Below are 16,269 nucleotides of genomic sequence, written 5' to 3' on the forward strand. Positions count from 1 at the left end.
TTGTGTGTATCGGCTGTCATGCAGTCTGTGTCAGGCGGCCAACCAGTGCCTCGCTGAGCCGCGCCGCCAGGGCGTACACCGACAGCTGCGGGTTGGCGCCGATGCTGGTGGGGAACAGCGAGCCGTCGTGGATCGACAGGTTTTCCAGCTGATGATGCCGGCCCAGGCTGTCGCATACCGCCTGGCGCGGGTCTTCGCCCAGGGCGCAGCCGCCCATGACGTGGGCGCTGCCCAGGCGCATGCGGAACAGTTCCATGGGCAGGCCGTCGATCATCGCGGCCGCTTGCGCGGGGGTGTCGACGTAGCGGGCATCGCCATGCACGGGCATCACCTGGCGGGCCCCGGCGGCGAACTGGATCTGCGCCATGCTGTGCCAGGCCCGGCGCAGGCCGTCGCGCAGGTAGTCGGTGACGGGGTAGTCGAGCACCGGCGAGCCATCGCTGCGCAGTTCTACCTGGCCGCCCGGGCTGTCCGGGTGGAAACCATCGCGCAGCAGCGCCAGCATCACATGGGTGTGCGGCAGCTCGGCCATGCGCAGGGCGTTGTCCTGGCCGTGGCCCCCGAGCAGGGTGCTGGCCAGGGCCGGGTGCAGCGGCGGCACCTCGAGTTTGTAGCCGACCGGCCCGTCGACGCCGCCCTGCCATTGGAACTGGTCGCTGTAGATCGACTGCGGCGCGCCGTAGTACGGGTCGATCCTGTCGGCAAACTGCGCGGCGCTGAAGTTGACCAGGTGCAGGAAGGTGCGTTTGCCCAGGCGCTGGTGCGGGTCGGGGGCTTCGGAGCGCAGTAGCAGGGCCGGGCTGTTGATGCCTCCACCGGCCAGCACGTAATGGCGGGCGCGCACCTGGATCTGCCGGTCGGTCGGGTGTATGCCGCGGGCATCCAGGGCCTGGCACAGCAGGTGGTCGATACGTTGGCCGTCATGGCTGAAGCGCTCGGCGCGGGCCAGGTAAAGCAGCGTGCCGCCCTTTTCCAGCAACGCCGGGATGCTGGTGACCAGCATCGACTGCTTGGCATTGACCGGGCAGCCCATGCCGCAGTAACCCAGGTTCCAGCAGCCGCGCACGTTGCGCGGGATCACCGCCCAGCGGTGGCCGAGCGCCTCGCAGCCACGGCGCAGCACGTCGTTGTTGGCGTTGGGCGGCAGCGCCCAAGGGGTGATGCCCAGGCGCTGCTCCATGCGTTCGAACCAGGGGGCCAGGGTGGCGCTGTCCAGGCCTTTGACGGCGTGCTCCCGGGCCCAGTGCTCGAGGGTTTGCGTTGGGGTGCGAAAGCTCGAGGTCCAGTTGACCAGGGTGGTGCCGCCTACCGCGCGGCCCTGGAGGATGGTGATGGCGCCCTCCTTGCTCAGCCGGCCCAGGCCTTCCTGGTAGAGCTCGGCGTAGGCTTGGTGCTCCAGCAGGTGGAAGTCGCTGCTGGTCTTCAGCGGGCCTTCCTCGATCAGCAGCACGTTCAGGCCGGCGGCACTCAGCGCCTCGGCCGTGGTGGCGCCGCCTGCGCCGCTGCCGATCACGGCGACATCGGCTTCGAAGGTCAGGTCCTGCTGCAGGCGCGAGGCATCGTGGGTGATCCAGCCTCGTTCGAGGCCTTGGCGAAACGGGTCGGGGACGGGCATGGCGTGGCCTTTGTTGTTGGGTTTTGGTCGTGCTGGGGCCGCAAAGCGGCCCCGGCAGCCTGAAGTTCAAATCTTCGGTGGCCCTGGATAGCCACACGCAGCCCAAGATTCCGGCCGCTCATACCAAGCCATCGACAACAGCTGCAGCAACGACGCATGCCCCTGGCGCAGCAGGTTCAGCCCACTACCGCCCCAACGTGCGAGAAAGGCCTCCACATCAGCGTTGCTGGCCTCGCTCCAACTGCCCCAGACGCCGGTCAGCGGCCCCCGGGTCAGCGGCAGACTGAGCACGTCGAACAACTGCCGGGTGAGCTTGAGCATGGCCGGCGACAGCGCCGCCAGCTTGCCGTCGAGGCTGTGCAGCACCAGCGCTTCAGTGGCCTGCGTGCCGGCCAGTACCACGGGGATCAGGGCTCGCAACAGCGGCAGGTCGTCATCACGCAGCACCTGGTAACCCGCCGAGGGTGTTTGTTTCGAGCAGCCAATCAGGCTGGCGGTGCCGAGGAACACGCTGGCGCCCAGGCTGAACCTGAGCAGGTCGCGACGGTGCATGCGCAGCCTTCCTCGCTCAACGGATGAACAGTTTGTAGACCAAGCGCTGCAAGGCCTTGCCATAGGGCGGGTAAATCAGCCGGGCAGCGTTCAGGCGCTGCTTGGCCAGCACCCCTTTGGCTTTGCTGAAGGTCTGGAAGCCTTCATGGCCGTGGTAGTGCCCCATGCCGGAGGGGCCGACACCGCCGAATGGCAGGTCATCCTGGGCCACGTGCAGCAGGGTGTCGTTGAGGCACACGCCGCCGGAGTGGGTGTCGCGCAGCACTCGGGCCTGCTGGCCACGGTCGTAACCGAAGTAGTACAGCGCCAGCGGGCGCGGGCGCTGGTTGATGTAGGCCAGCGCCTGGTCCAGGTGGTCGTAGGGCACCAGCGGCAGCAAGGGCCCGAAGATCTCGTCCTGCATCACCTGCATGCTGTCGTTCACCTCCAGCAACAGGTGCGGCGGCAGGCGGCGGCCCTGGCGCGGTTCGTCGGGGTAGAGGTCGCGCACTTGCGCGCCCTGCGCGCGGGCATCGGCCAGCAGGCGCTCCAGGCGGTCGAGCTGGCGCGGGTTGATGATCGCGCTGTAGTCGGGGTTGTCGGCGATACGCGGGTAGAGCCTGTGTACCGCGCGCTGGTAGGCATCGGCAAAGGCATCCAGGCGTTCGCGTGGCACCAGCACGTAGTCGGGTGCCACGCAGGTTTGCCCGGCGTTGAGGGTCTTGCCGAAGGCGATGCGTTCGGCGGCGGTGTCCAGCGGCACATCCGCCGAGACGATGGCGGGGGATTTGCCGCCCAGTTCGAGGGTGACCGGGGTGAGGTTGGGCGCCGCCGCCAGCATCACCTGGCGGCCGATGCTGGTGGCGCCGGTGAACAGCAGGTGGTCGAAGGGCAGGCGGGCGAAGGCCTGGCCGACTTCCACCTCGCCCAGCGCCACGCTGACCAGGTCGCTGGGGAACACCCGCTCCAGCAGTGCCTTGAGCACCAACCCTGTGGCCGGCGTGGCTTCGCTGAGCTTGAGCATTACCCGGTTGCCGGCCGCCAGGGCACAGGTCAGGGGCCCGATGGCAAGGAACAGCGGGTAGTTCCACGGCACGATGATCCCCACCACGCCCAGCGGCTGGTACAGCACTTTGGCGCTGGCGGGCTGGAAGGCCAGGCCGACGCGCCGGCGCGACGGCCGCATCCAGCGTTGCAGGTGGCGTTCGGCATGGCGCAGGCCTTGCACCGAGGGCAGCAGCTCGGCGAGCAGGGTCTCGTCGCGGCTGCGCCCGGCAAAGTCGCTGTCGATGGCCGCGATCAGGGCCTCCTGCTCACGCAGCAGTGTTTCGCGCAGGCTTTTCAGCCACTGCCGGCGTTGTGCCGCCGGTGGCATGGGGTTGCCGGCGAATGCCTGGCGCTGGGCGGCGAACATCGCCTCGAGCGTGCTGTCGCAAGTAACAGGGGGTGAGGTGATGATCGAGGTCATGGCGCAGGCACCCGTGGGAAAGAGTGAGTAGAGCCTATACTCTAATTCCTGTCGGGGTGAGTGATTTATCGGCCAGATCAGCGGACATTTGCGCTGCCGTGCCCTGACGTCGCGGGGCGATAGCCCGTAAGATGCCCCATCACTTGAACGCACGGAGACTGGAGCTGAGCATGGCCCCGCGCATGAAGACCCGAGAACGCATCGTGCAGAACAGCCTGGAGCTGTTCAACCAGCAGGGCGAGCGCAGCGTCAGCACCAACCACATTGCCGCGCACATGGAAATATCGCCCGGCAACCTGTACTACCACTTCCCCAACAAGCAGGCGATCATCGCCGTGCTGTTCAGCCAGTACGAAGAACTGGTCGACAGCTTCCTGCGTCCGCCTCAGGGCCGCGTCGCCACGGTTGAAGACAAACGCTTCTACCTCAAGGCACTGCTGGCAGCGATGTGGAACTACCGCTTCCTGCACCGCGACCTTGAACACCTGCTCGAAAGCGATCCGGAGCTGGCCGCCCGCTACCGGCGCTTTTCGCAACGCTGTCTGCAGCAAGGCCAGGCGATCTATCGTGGCTTTGTCGAGGCCGGCATCCTGGCCATGGATGCCGCGCAGATCGAATCACTGACCATCAATGCCTGGATCGTGTTGACCTCGTGGGTGCGTTTTCTCAGCACCACCCGCGAACATTCCGCGCATTTGGGTGAAGAAGCCTTCAAGCGCGGCGTCTATCAGGTGCTGGTGCTGGAACTGGGCTTCGTCACGCCTGGCTCGCGCGCCGTCGTGGACACCTTGTGCGACGAATTCCATGTACCGTTCAACCAGGCCCTGGAGCACTGAACCAGCGCCTTCGAGCCCTTCATCAGGAGACTGTCATGCCCCTTGCGCAACTGATCACCCCGCAGCAACTGGCCGAGCAACTGGACGCGCCCGGCCTGGTGATCCTCGACTGCCGCTTTGCCCTGGAAGATGTCGATTACGGCCAACGCAGCTATGCCCAGGGGCATATCGCCGGGGCGCATTTCGCCGATCTGGAACGTGACCTGAGCGGGCCGGTGGTCAAGGGCCGCACCGGCCGCCACCCGTTGCCGGACCCGCAGCGGCTGGTCGAGCGCCTGCGTGAGTGGGGTGTGGACGATGACAGCCGAGTGGTGCTGTACGACGACGGCCCTGGTGCCTTCGCCGCTCGGGCCTGGTGGTTGCTGGTCTGGCTCGGCAAGCGCGAATCGGTGTACCTGCTCGATGGTGGTCTCAAGGCCTGGCACGCGGCGCATCTGCCGCTCAGCCTGGATCCGCCGGTCAAGCGTGAAGGCCAGTTCAGCGGTGAGCCGGACATGAAGCTGCTGATCGATGCCGGGCACCTGGTCAAACGCCTCGGTGATCCTGAACTGACCCTGATCGATGCCCGGGGTTTGCCGCGTTTTCGCGGTGAAGTGGAACCGATCGACCCGGTGGCCGGGCATATCCCGGGCGCCCACTGCGCGGCGTTCACCGACAACCTCGGCGCTGATGGGCGATTCCTGCCGGCCGAGCAGCTCAAGCAGCGGTTTGCCGAGAAGCTTGGCGGCCGCTCGCCGGAGCAGCTGGTGGCTTATTGCGGGTCGGGGGTGACGGCTTGCCACAACTTGTTTGCGCTGGCGCTGGCCGGGTACCCGCTGGGGCGCTTGTATGCCGGGTCGTGGAGTGAGTGGATCAATGATCCGCAGCGCGGGGTCGCGACCGGTGATTGACTGACGCAACCATCGCGGGGCAAGTCGCAGCGGCGCACCGCCGCTCCCACGCCCAACTGCAAAGCAGTCGTGGGAGCGGGCTTGCCCCGCGATGAGGTCTTACCTGCCGTCCACCAGCCACTGCGGAATCCGCCGCTCCAGGTAATACCCCGGGTTGCGCAGGCTGCCGTCGACAAACCCCACATGCCCACCGCGGCTGTGCAGCTCGAACTGCGTTTGCGGCGCCAGCTCATCGGCGCTTGGCAGGCTGTGGCTGAACACGAACGGATCGTCGCTGGCGTGGATGATCAGCGTCGGCGTGCGGTTTTCTCTCAGGTAATAACGGCTGGAGGCGCGCCGGTAATAATCGTGCACGTCGCTGAAACCGTTGAGTGGCGCGGTCACCTTGCCGTCGAAATCCCAGAAGGTGCGCAGGTTGCGCAGCGAGCCCAGGCGTTCGATCTCGGCCAGCCCTTCATGGTGCCCTTTGTCGCGAAAGTGCCGCTGCTTGTCTTGCACATAAGCCAGCATCTCGCGCATGAAATGCGCCTGGTAGATCTTCGAGAAGCCCAGGCCGATGCGGTCGGCGCACTGGTCCAGGCGAAACGGCACCGATACAGCCACCGCCGCCTCCAGCTCGCTGGCAGAGCCACTTTCCCCCAGGTACTTGAGCAACACATTGCCGCCCAGTGAATAACCCACCGCATACAGGGGGGCGAGCGGGCGCTGGGCGCGCAGGTGGCGGATGGTTTCGGCGAGGTCTTCGCTGGCGCCGGAATGGTAGCTGCGCGCCAACAGGTTGGGCTCGCCCGAGCAGCCGCGCCAGTTGATCGCGACGCTGGCCCAGCCACGCAGTTGCAGCGCCTGCTGCAGGCCTTTGACATAGGGCGAGTTGGACGACCCGGTCAGCCCGTGCAGCACCAGCACCAAGGGGGCGTCGGGCTGGTGCGGGCCGTGCCAGTCGAGATCAAGGAAGTCGCCATCCGCCAGCCATAGGCGCTCACGGTTGCGCTGAAGGTCCGGCAGCTTGCGCCACAGTGGCCCCCAGAGCGTCTGCAGGTGCGGGTTGGACAGGCCGGTGGCCGGGCGGAACGTGGCGGTGAGGCTGGGCATGCTGGGCGACTCGTGATGTGCCTGCCTAGAGTGCCATGAAACACCGCCACTGTACCTGCGCTATTGGTCGTTATCGTCTCGTTGCGCAAGGGGCTGTTGGTCAGCGCTCGGACCTACGCTGACCAGTAGCTTGCGAGCCAGGTCGAAGTGATACTGGACAACCGCACGGACGTGCTCCGTATCGATGCTGGCAAGGGTTTGCAGATAGGTACCGAGGCGGTCGTCCGCCAGCCCCAGGTGGCTGTCACGGGCCAATAGCTCAGCCAGGCCTTGGTTGCGCGCGACATCTTGCATCAGGCGCCCTGCCAGTTTCTGTCGCGCCAGTTGCAGCTCTTCGTGCGTAGGGCCCTGCTCGATGAAGTGCTCCAGCAATTCGCAAACCAGGGCCTGCGAGGCCTGGACCTTCGTTGCCGCGACATTCCAGTGGATGACGAACATGCCGCTGCCCTTCAGGCAGGTCAATTTACTGCGAATGTCATAAGTCAGACCCTGTTGCTGGCGCAAGGCGGTCATCAAGCGGGAGTCCAGGCCTGAGCCAAGTACTTCGCTGGCGAGTGCCAATGCATGGTAGTCCGGGCTGGCGGGATGCAGCCGTAGAGGCAGGGTGAGCTGTACCGAGCTGACTGCGGCGGCTTGGTCGAAGTGCAGCGTCGCGCTTGCTGCTTGCGGCAGCGGAGCAGGTTCCTGGACCGCCCAGCCCTGCGGCAGAGCCTGGCTGATGCGTTGCGCGAGCGTCTCGGCCTCGTGCCGGGACACATCGCCGACCAGAATCAGGTCCAGATTGTTGGCGCTGTACCCGCGCTGATGGAAGGTCGTCAGCGCATCAACGTCGAGTGCCTCGATACTTTCAGGCGTACTGCTGATCGAGTTGGCGTAGGGGTGCCCGCGATACAGGTGCTTGCAAGTCTCGAAATGGGCGCGGGCTTGCGGTTGGTTGCGCAGTGCCGCGTCATGCTGCAGCAGCTGTCGCTTGATCTTGTCCAGGGCACCAGCTGGAAAGTCGGGGCGAGCCACGAGGTCGGTGAACAGCGCCATGACCGGTTCGAGCACCGCCTTATCGGTCAGCGTGCGCACACTCACAATGGCCCTTTCCAGCTTGATCTTCTTGTCGACGATGGCTCCCAGGCCTTCGAGGCGTTCGGCAAATTGGCTGACGTCCAGGCCGTTGACCCCTTCATCCAGCATGTGCAGCGTCAATGCCGCGCGCCCAGCGTGCTGGTCGTCCAGGGCGCTGCCGGCATCGAACGACAGGATCAGGTCGAGCATTGGTAGCCCTGGCGCATGGACGAATTTCACCCGGGTTCCTTCGCCGGTTTGCCACGACTGTACCTGGGTCGTGATGTCGTCGAACCGATCGAGGTCCAGATCCTGGGCGCTGACCAGGCCAGAAGGGGAAGCCGATTCGATTGGCTGTAGGGTGTCATTCATGGTTGCTCTCCTTGCCGAGCATGTAGGTGACCGTCAAGCGGTCGTGCGTGAGGCAGTCGTGCGCAGCCTGGCGAATCTGCTCCGCTGTCACGCTCTTGATGGCCTGGCGCTCGCGGTCCAGCAGGGTAGGGTCGAGCCCGGCGCTGGCGTACTGGCCGATCTGCTCGGCCCGCGTGGCGATGTTGTCCTGCTCGAAGACCCGTTGGGACAAGACCTTGGCCTTGGCCCTAGCCAGCTCCGCCGCGTCCACAGGCGTGTGCCGACAGCGCTCCACCTCGGCCAGCAGGCGATCCTTGAGCTGCTCGGGTGTCGCCTTCTCTGGGTTGGAATAGGCAAGGAAGGAAAGCAAGCGGTCACCCCGTCGGACCATGCTGTAGTCAGAGCCCATGGCCATGGCCATCTGTGTCTCATCGAGCATCTGGCGGCGCATCCTCGAGCTGTTGCCGACGGCCAACAGGTAGCGCAACAGATTCAGGGCGTGGGCTTGCACCGGCGAATCCGCGGTGGCGAGGCTGGGCACCTCGTAGCTCATCAGCAATCCGTCGCGCTGGCCTTGGTGCTGCAGTGCTTGGCTGCGTTGCAGGGGGGCCACGTCCATCCTGGGGCGCTTCACGTCTGGCAGACGGTTTGGCGGTATCGCGTCGAAATGACGTTCCACCAGCAGGCGCAGTTGCTGTATGTCGATCGCGCCGTCCACGGCGAGGGTCGCATTGTTGGGGTGATACCAGGTGCGATACCACGTACGAACTGCAGCATTGGTCATTTGCAGCAGGTCAGCGTGGTGCCCGATCTCCGGCGTGGCATACGTGCTTTTGCCATAGGCCAGTTGCGTATGCTTTTCCCATGCAAACGCCAGGGGGTTGTTGTCGATTCGCTCACTGCGCTCGGCCATGATCACTGCCAACTCGCGAGCGAAAGGCGCTTGATCGAGCGTGGCCGAGACCATGCAGTCGGCCATGGCCTCCAAGGCAATTTCCAAATGCCTGGCAGGCAGTGTCAGGGGGAACACCGTGGCGTCTTTCTGTGTGAATGCATTGGGCTGGCCACCCAGGCGCGTCATGAGTCTGGTGTACTCGCCGGGTGCCAGTTTTCTGCTGCCTTCGAACATCAGGTGTTCGAGCGCGTGGGACAGGCCGCTATGGCCTTCGGGCTCGTAGCTGGAACCGACGTGGTACCAGAGCTGCGCGCTGACCAGTGGGGCACGATGATCTTCGCGCAGGTATACGCGAAGGCCATTGGCAAGGGTGAAGTGCTGCAGGGGAATGGATGAGGCGTGTTGTGCATCGGGCATGGCCGAGGCGCTCCATTGAGGCGTTTGGAGCTTCAGCTTCGGTCATGCCAAAGCCCCACCTGCGGTACTTAGCTATGCAGGCGGGGCCGAGAGGTCAAGTGCGCTGCCAGAGCGCGTAGTGCACTTGGCCGGTCTTTTTCTCGCGGTGCAGGCGCCAGTTGCCCGGCATCGGCAGGGTGGAGGGTGCGGCCTCGCTCTCGGTGTAGATCCACGCCTGCTCGCGCAGCCATTGGCCTTGTTCCAGCAGGTTGCAGGTGTTGGCCAGCAGATCCTGGTGGAATGGTGGGTCGAGGAACACCAGGTCGAACTGCTGCTTGGCCGGGCCTTGCAGGTAGCGCAGGGCGTCGGTTTGCAGGATCTGCCCGCGCGGGCAGCGCAGCAGTTCGAGGTTGTGCTTGAGGTTGGCGATGGCGGCCGGGTTGCTGTCCAGCGCCACGGCGTTTTCCGCGCCGCGGGACAGGGCTTCGAGCACCAGCGCGCCGCTGCCGGTGAAGGCATCCAGCACGCGGGCGCCCTCGATGTACGGCGCCAGCCAGTTGAACAGGGTTTCGCGCACGCGATCGGGGGTGGGGCGCAGGCCGTCGCCTTCGGGTACGTCGAGACGGCGGCTGCGCCACTCGCCAGCGATGATGCGCAGCTGGCCGGGGCCTTTGCTGGCGCCTGGGGCGCTGCGCGCGGGGGTATTGGGGCGTGCCATTAATGCTCCGGTACGCCGAGCGGCCGCTCGGCGGGTTTGTCAGTGGGGGCCGGCAGCGGCTGCTGCGCCACCTTCGGGCCGACGGTGACGATCACCAGCTTGTCCGCCGCCAGGTGCTTGTTCATGGCGGCCTTGACCTGCTCGACGGTCAGCGCCTGGGACTGCTGCATGAAGTCCTCCAGCCAGCTCAGCGGCAGGTTGTAGAAGCCGATCGCGCCCAACTGGCCGACGATACTGGCGTTGCTGGCATTGGACAGCGGGAAGCTGCCGGCCAGTTCGCGTTTGGCGTCGTCCAGCTCTTGTTGCGTCGGGCCGTTCTTGAGGTAGTCGGCCAGCAGGTCCTGGACCAGCTTGAGCGTGCCTTCGCTGAGCTCGGCACGGGTTTGCAGGTTGATCATGAACGGGCCGCGTACCTGCATCGGGCTGAACACCGAGTACACCCCGTAGGTGAGGCCGCGCTTTTCGCGCACTTCGCTCATCAGCCGGGTGCCGAAGGCGCCGCCGCCGAGGATCTGGTTGCCCAGCGACAGGGCCGGCCAGTCCGGGTCGTTACGGTCGATGCCAAGCTCGGCCAGCATCAGGTGGGTCTGTTTGGAGGCAAAGTCGATGTGGGTCATGCCTGGCTTGGGTTCAACCGGCTGCTCGGGCTTGGCCAGGGCCGGGCCCTTGGGCAGGCCGGCGGAAACCTGGGCGGCAATGGCTTCGGCTTCGCTGCGGCTGAGGTCGCCGACCAGCGCGATCACCGCATTGCCGGCGGCATAGGCTTTGCCATGGAAAGCGCGCAGCTGGTCGAGGGTGATGGCGGTGACCGACTGGGCCGTGCCGTCGCTGGGGTGAGCGTAGGGGTGGTTGCCGTACAGATTGGCGAACAGCGTCTTGCCGGCGATCTTGCCGGGGTTCTGCTTCTCATACTCGAAGCCGGCCAGCATCTGGTTCTTGATGCGCTTGAGGGCGTCCTCCGGGAAGGTCGGCTTGCCCACCACTTCGGTGAACAGCTTGAGTGCCGGTTCGCGCTTGTCGACGGCGCTGAGGCTGCGCAGCGAGGCCACGGCCATGTCGCGGTAGGAGCCATTGCCAAAATCTGCGCCCAGGCCCTCGAAGCCTTCGGCGATGGCGGTGACGTCCTTGCCGGCCACCCCCTCGTTGAGCATGGCGTTGGTCAGCGTGGCCACACCTGGCGTGGTGCCGTCCTGGCTGCTGCCGGCGGCGAAGGTCAGGCGCAGGTCGAACATCGGCAGCTCGCGGGCTTCGACGAACAATACGCGGGTGCCTTCGGCGGTGGTCCAGTGCTGGATGTTCAGTTGACGGCGGCTGGGGGCCTTGCCGTCCAGTTCGGCCAGCGATTGCAGCGAGTTGGCCGGCCGTGCCGCGGTAGCGGGCTGGCTGGCGCTGTCGGACTGGGCCGGACGGGCCAGCAGCACGGCGATGGCCACCACCAGCACGATGATGCCAAGGCCCAGCAGGGTGTAGCGGGGTGCGCTGCGGTCACTCATGAGCGGACTCCTCGGGCAGTACATGGGCAGCGCTCAGGCGTTCGCGGGTGAAGTAGGTGCGGGCAGCGGCCTGGATGTCTTGCGGGGTCACGCGCTTGAGGTCGTCGAGTTCGCTGTCGATCAATTTCCAGGACAGGCCGACGGTTTCCAGTTGGCCGATGGTGGTGGCCTGGCTGCTGATGGAGTCACGGTCGTAGACCAGGCCGGCGATCACCTGGGCGCGCACGCGCTCTAGCTCTTCGGCGGTCGGTGGGGTGGTCTTGAGTTCTTCGAGCAGTTGCCAGACGCCTTTCTCGACCTCGGCCAGGGTCTTTTTCTTCTGCACGTTGGGGGTGGCCGAGATCAGGAACAGGCTGTCGCCCCGGGTGAAGGCGTTGTAGCTGGACGAGGCACCGGCCACCAGCTCCTGGCCGCGCTCCAGGCGCGCCGGCATGCGGGCGCTGTAGCCGCCGTCGAGCAGGGCGGAAATCAGCCGCAGCGCGTTGACCGTGCGCGGGTCCTTGGCGGTGGCCAGGGCCGGCACGTTGAACCCGTAGATCAGGCTCGGCAACTGCGTCTGCACGTGCAGGGTCAGCTTGCGCAGGCCCGGTTCGGCCAGCTCCAGCGGCAGCTTGCTGGGGGGCACGGCGCGCTTGGGGATGGGGCCGAAGAATTTTTGTGCGAGGGTTTTCACTTCGTCGGGGGTGACGTCGCCGACCACCACCAGGGTGGCGTTGTTCGGCGCGTACCAGGACTCGTACCAGTGGCGCAGTTCTTCGACCTTCATGCGTTCGAGGTCGGCCATCCAGCCGATGGTCGGGGTGTGGTAGCCGCTGGCCGGGTAGGCCATGGCACGGAACAGCTCGAAGGCCTTGGAGGTGGGCTGATCGTCGGTGCGCAGGCGGCGCTCTTCCTTGATCACCTCGATCTCGCGGCTGAACTCGTCGGCCGGCAGGCGCAGGCTGGCCAGGCGGTCGGCTTCCAGTTCGAAGGCCACCGGCAGGCGGTCGCGGGCCAGCACCTGGTAATAGGCGGTGTAGTCGTCGCTGGTGAAGGCGTTCTCTTCGGCGCCCAGGTCACGCAGGATGCGCGATGCCTCGCCAGGGCCAAGCTTGGCGCTGCCCTTGAACATCATGTGCTCCAGGGCGTGGGACAGGCCTGTCTGGCCCGGGGTTTCGTAGCTGGAGCCGACCTTGTACCAGATCTGCGAAACCACCACCGGGGCACGGTGGTCCTCGCGCACGACCACTTTCAGGCCGTTGTCGAGGATGAATTCGTGGGTGGGTTGCACATCGGCGGCGAAGGCCGCAAGCGGCAGGCACAGCGTGCCGAGCAACAGGCCAGCGGCGCGGCGGGCTAGAGCATTCATACGGTGTTTAACCTGTTCTGCGGCCCGCTTGGGTTTAGCGTCGGCGGGCCAGGAGGTGCTAGGATACTGATCCGGTTGCCTGGCGACCATGCCTGTCGCCGTTCTGGCCCGCAGGCCCTAAAGACAAAACGTTGCGCATGAACCAGTCGGTTACAAAATAGTCTGTTCTGCGTGACTCAAGAATTCCCGATGCGCCACTGCTGGCGCATCGCTACCCTGAGATAGCCGTCTTCCATGTTTGGTTCCAACGACGACAAAAAAGCGCCGGCTGCGGCTGGCGAGAAGAAAGGCCTGTTCAGCTGGTTCCGCAAGAAGCCGGAACAACCTGTCGCCGAACAGCCGCAAACCCCAGAACCGCAGGCCGCAGAGCCGGCCGCACTGCAGGTGCCGGCTGCCGAGCCGCTGCCGACGGCAGTGCCCGAGCCCGTGGTGGCCGAGCCCGTGCCGGAGCCGGTGGTTGCAGCGCCTCAGGCTGTGTCCGAGCCAGTGATTGCCGCACCGCAGCCAGCGCCTGTGCCTGAGCCAGTGGTCGCTGCACCGCAGCCAGAACCGGTGTTCGTCACGCCACAATATGCACCTGCCGCTGCCCCGGTGGCTGCCGCACCTGTAGAGCCGACTCCGGTCGAGGTGCCTGCGGCCCCGGTGAGCAACCTGGTACTGCCTGTCGCCGAAGAACCGGTGGCACTGGTCGAGGACCTGGAACCCAAGGCGCCGCCTGCCATTCCCGCTCGCCCGGCCGCCGAGCCGGCTGCCGCTGTCGCACCTGCCCCAGCGCCGGTTGTCGAAGCCAAACCGGTCATCGCGCCGGCCCCGGTCGAACCCGAGCCCGTTGTCGCGGCAGCCACCGAACCGTCCAAGCCCGGTTTCTTCGCCCGTCTCAAGCAGGGCCTGTCGAAGACCAGCGCCAGCATTGGCGAGGGCATGGCCAGCCTGTTCATGGGCAAGAAGGTCATCGATGACGACCTGCTCGACGAAATCGAAACCCGCCTGCTGACTGCCGACGTAGGCGTCGAGGCCACCTCGGCCATCGTCCAGAACCTCACCCAGAAAGTCGCCCGCAAGCAGCTGGCCGACGCCGACGCACTGTACAAGTCGCTGCAGGAAGAGCTGGCCGCGCTGCTGCGCCCGGTCGAGCAGCCGCTGAAGGTCGAGGCGCAGAACAAGCCCTACGTGATCCTGGTGGTCGGCGTGAACGGTGCCGGCAAGACCACCACCATCGGCAAGCTGGCGAAAAAGCTGCAGCTCGAAGGCAAGAAGGTCATGCTCGCCGCCGGTGACACCTTCCGTGCCGCCGCCGTGGAGCAGCTGCAGGTGTGGGGCGAGCGCAACCAGATCCCGGTGATCGCCCAGCACACCGGCGCCGACTCGGCTTCAGTGATCTTCGACGCCGTGCAGGCCGCCAAGGCGCGCAACGTCGATGTGCTGATCGCCGACACCGCCGGGCGCCTGCACACCAAGGACAACCTGATGGAAGAGCTGAAGAAGGTCCGTCGGGTGATCGGCAAGCTCGACGCCGAGGCGCCCCACGAGGTGCTGCTGGTACTCGACGCCGGTACCGGGCAGAACGCCATCAGCCAGGCCAAGTACTTCAACCAGAGCGTGGAACTGACCGGCCTGGCCCTGACCAAGCTGGACGGCACCGCCAAGGGTGGGGTGATCTTCGCCCTGGCCAAGCAGTTCAACATTCCGATCCGCTTCATTGGTGTGGGAGAGGGTATCGATGACCTGCGCACCTTCGAGGCTGAACCTTTCGTCAAGGCACTGTTTGCCGAGCGGGAACCTGCATGATCCGATTCGAACAGGTCGCCAAACGCTACCCCAACGGCCACGTCGGCCTGCATGAGCTGAGCTTCCGGGCGCGGCGTGGCGAGTTCCTGTTCGTCACCGGCCACTCCGGCGCCGGCAAGAGCACCTTGCTGCGTCTGTTGTTGGCCATGGAGCGCCCGACCAGCGGCAAGCTGCTGCTGGCGGGGCAGGACCTGGGGCAGATCAGCAACGCGCAGATCCCGTTCCTGCGCCGGCAGATCGGCGTGGTGTTCCAGAACCACCAGTTGCTGTTCGACCGCACCGTGTTCAACAACATCGCCCTGCCGCTGCAGATCCTCGGGCTGTCCAAGGCCGAGATCGCCAAGCGCGTCGACTCGGCGCTGGAGCGCGTGTCGTTGAGCGACAAGGGCGAGCTGTTCCCGGCCGACCTGTCCACCGGCCAGCAGCAGCGCGTCGGTATCGCCCGGGCGATCGTCCATCAGCCGGCATTGCTGCTGGCGGACGAGCCCACCGGTAACCTCGACCCGCGCCTGGCCGCCGAGATCATGGGTGTGTTCGAAGACATCAACCGCCTGGGTACCACCGTTTTGATCGCCAGCCACGACCTGGCGCTGATCGCGCGCATGCGCCACCGCATGCTGACGCTGCAACGCGGCCGCTTGATCGGCGATGGGGAGGCCGGGCAATGAGCACCACACGTACACCTAAGGTTTCCGAGCGGGTCGCACCCAAGCCCGCCGACCCACAACCTGCGAAGAAAAAGCGCGGTGACCACGACGACGATGGCCCGGACTTCAGCACCTTGCTGCACGCCTGGCTGGAAAGCCACCGTGCCAGCCTGGCCGACAGCCTGCGCCGCCTGGCCAAGCAGCCGATCGGCAGCTTCTTCACCTGCCTGGTGATGGCCGTGGCGCTGAGCATGCCCATGGGCCTGTCGCTGCTGCTCAAGAACGTCGAGAAGCTCGGCGGTTCATGGCAACGCGCGGCGCAGATTTCGCTGTACCTCAAGCTCGACGCCAGCAGCCGCGATGGCGAAGCCTTGCGTGACGAGATCAAGGGCATGCCCGGCGTTGCCGAGGCCCAGTACGTCAGCCGCGAGCAGGCGCTGGAAGAGTTCCAGCAGCAGTCTGGCCTGGGCGAGGCCCTGCGCGAGCTGCCGGACAACCCGCTGCCCGGTGTGGTGGTAGTGACCCCGAGCGAAGTCGACAAACCGGCCTTGGAAGCACTGCGCCAGCGCCTGGCAGAGCTGCCGCGGGTGGAAGCGGCGCAGCTGGACCTGGTCTGGGTCGAGCGCCTGGCGGCGATACTCAAGCTGGGTGATCGCTTTGTCTTCGGCCTGGCGGTGATGCTTATTTCTGCCTTGCTGTTAGTAATCGGTAACACAATTCGTCTACATATCGAGAACCGCCGCGTCGAGATCGAAGTGATCAAGCTGGTGGGCGGCACCGACAGCTACGTGCGTCGGCCTTTCCTCTATATGGGGGCGCTGTATGGCCTGGGTGCCGGGGTGCTGGCCTGGGGGATCCTGGCGTTCGGCCTGAACTGGCTCAACGACGCGGTCGTCGGGCTTTCCGGCCTGTATGGCAGCGATTTCGCCCTGGGCGGGGTGCCGGCCGCCGATGGTCTTTCCCTCTTGATCGGCGCGGTGCTGTTGGGGTATATCGGTGCATGGATCGCGGTGGCTCGGCATCTGAACGAGCTGGCACCACGATAATGTTTCATCGCCAGCATTGACTTTTTTTCATCCAGGAACTTGTCTCGCGGTTCCGGGTCTATGCTGGCAGTGCCCACAAGGCACGAGTCTGTAAGTCGG

14 protein-coding genes are annotated in these 16,269 nt (G+C 65.8%); 5 read left to right on the forward strand and 9 right to left on the reverse strand.

Annotated elements, in window-relative coordinates:
- Window positions 1-16 precede the first annotated feature (16 nt).
- The 3 genes from RTH46_RS06120 to RTH46_RS06130 form a co-directional block, all read right to left on the reverse strand.
- Window positions 17-1,615 (reverse strand): GMC family oxidoreductase, encoded by a 1,599-nt coding sequence (locus RTH46_RS06120; protein ID WP_316905235.1) that lies wholly within the window; start codon window positions 1,613-1,615, stop codon window positions 17-19.
- Between the two features lie 66 nt (window positions 1,616-1,681).
- Complete coding sequence (locus tag RTH46_RS06125; RefSeq protein ID WP_316905236.1) at window positions 1,682-2,167, reverse strand: twin-arginine translocation pathway signal protein; 486 nt, start codon at window positions 2,165-2,167, stop codon at window positions 1,682-1,684.
- 16 nt (window positions 2,168-2,183) lie between these two features.
- Window positions 2,184-3,614, reverse strand: a complete 1,431-nt coding sequence (locus RTH46_RS06130) for a coniferyl aldehyde dehydrogenase (protein ID WP_153785512.1) — start codon at window positions 3,612-3,614, stop codon at window positions 2,184-2,186.
- Between the two features lie 170 nt (window positions 3,615-3,784).
- On the opposite strand from RTH46_RS06130, the gene RTH46_RS06135 reads away from it, so the two are divergent.
- Window positions 3,785-4,450, forward strand: a complete 666-nt coding sequence (locus RTH46_RS06135) for a TetR/AcrR family transcriptional regulator (RefSeq protein WP_110996027.1) — start codon at window positions 3,785-3,787, stop codon at window positions 4,448-4,450.
- Window positions 4,451-4,485: 35 nt separating this feature from the next.
- On the forward strand, window positions 4,486-5,340 hold the full coding sequence (locus RTH46_RS06140; protein ID WP_316905237.1) for a sulfurtransferase: 855 nt from the start codon (window positions 4,486-4,488) through the stop codon (window positions 5,338-5,340).
- A 99-nt stretch (window positions 5,341-5,439) separates the two neighbouring features.
- Here RTH46_RS06140 and RTH46_RS06145 read toward each other — a convergent pair whose 3' ends face one another.
- From RTH46_RS06145 to RTH46_RS06170, 6 genes are all read right to left on the reverse strand, one after another.
- Window positions 5,440-6,432 (reverse strand): hydrolase, encoded by a 993-nt coding sequence (locus RTH46_RS06145; RefSeq protein WP_316905238.1) that lies wholly within the window; start codon window positions 6,430-6,432, stop codon window positions 5,440-5,442.
- Window positions 6,433-6,492: 60 nt separating this feature from the next.
- On the reverse strand, window positions 6,493-7,698 hold the full coding sequence (locus RTH46_RS06150; protein ID WP_316905239.1) for a pitrilysin family protein: 1,206 nt from the start codon (window positions 7,696-7,698) through the stop codon (window positions 6,493-6,495).
- Window positions 7,699-7,852: 154 nt separating this feature from the next.
- On the reverse strand, window positions 7,853-9,151 hold the full coding sequence (locus RTH46_RS06155; protein WP_316905240.1) for a pitrilysin family protein: 1,299 nt from the start codon (window positions 9,149-9,151) through the stop codon (window positions 7,853-7,855).
- A gap of 94 nt (window positions 9,152-9,245) precedes the next feature.
- Window positions 9,246-9,848, reverse strand: a complete 603-nt coding sequence (gene rsmD, locus RTH46_RS06160; protein WP_153785517.1) for a 16S rRNA (guanine(966)-N(2))-methyltransferase RsmD — start codon at window positions 9,846-9,848, stop codon at window positions 9,246-9,248.
- On the reverse strand, window positions 9,848-11,341 hold the full coding sequence (locus RTH46_RS06165) for a pitrilysin family protein (protein ID WP_316905241.1): 1,494 nt from the start codon (window positions 11,339-11,341) through the stop codon (window positions 9,848-9,850). The genes rsmD and RTH46_RS06165 overlap by 1 nt, the downstream gene beginning before the upstream one ends.
- On the reverse strand, window positions 11,334-12,689 hold the full coding sequence (locus tag RTH46_RS06170) for a pitrilysin family protein (protein WP_316905242.1): 1,356 nt from the start codon (window positions 12,687-12,689) through the stop codon (window positions 11,334-11,336). Before RTH46_RS06170 ends, RTH46_RS06165 begins: the two co-directional genes overlap by 8 nt.
- A gap of 234 nt (window positions 12,690-12,923) precedes the next feature.
- Here RTH46_RS06170 and ftsY point away from each other — a divergent pair, with 234 nt between their 5' ends.
- From ftsY to ftsX, 3 genes are read left to right on the forward strand one after another with little or no spacing between them, the layout of a single operon-like run.
- Window positions 12,924-14,477: a signal recognition particle-docking protein FtsY gene (ftsY, locus tag RTH46_RS06175; RefSeq protein WP_316905243.1), complete on the forward strand. Its 1,554-nt coding sequence runs from the start codon at window positions 12,924-12,926 to the stop codon at window positions 14,475-14,477.
- Entirely contained in the window at window positions 14,474-15,145 is a 672-nt protein-coding gene (gene ftsE / locus RTH46_RS06180; protein WP_011531723.1) for a cell division ATP-binding protein FtsE, read from the forward strand. The genes ftsY and ftsE overlap by 4 nt, the downstream gene beginning before the upstream one ends.
- Window positions 15,142-16,170, forward strand: a complete 1,029-nt coding sequence (gene ftsX / locus RTH46_RS06185) for a permease-like cell division protein FtsX (protein ID WP_125465933.1) — start codon at window positions 15,142-15,144, stop codon at window positions 16,168-16,170. Before ftsE ends, ftsX begins: the two co-directional genes overlap by 4 nt.
- Window positions 16,171-16,269: the final 99 nt, after the last annotated feature.

It is taken from the genome of Pseudomonas sp. zfem004 (genome assembly GCF_032621715.1).
Classification (GTDB): domain Bacteria; phylum Pseudomonadota; class Gammaproteobacteria; order Pseudomonadales; family Pseudomonadaceae; genus Aquipseudomonas; species Aquipseudomonas sichuanensis.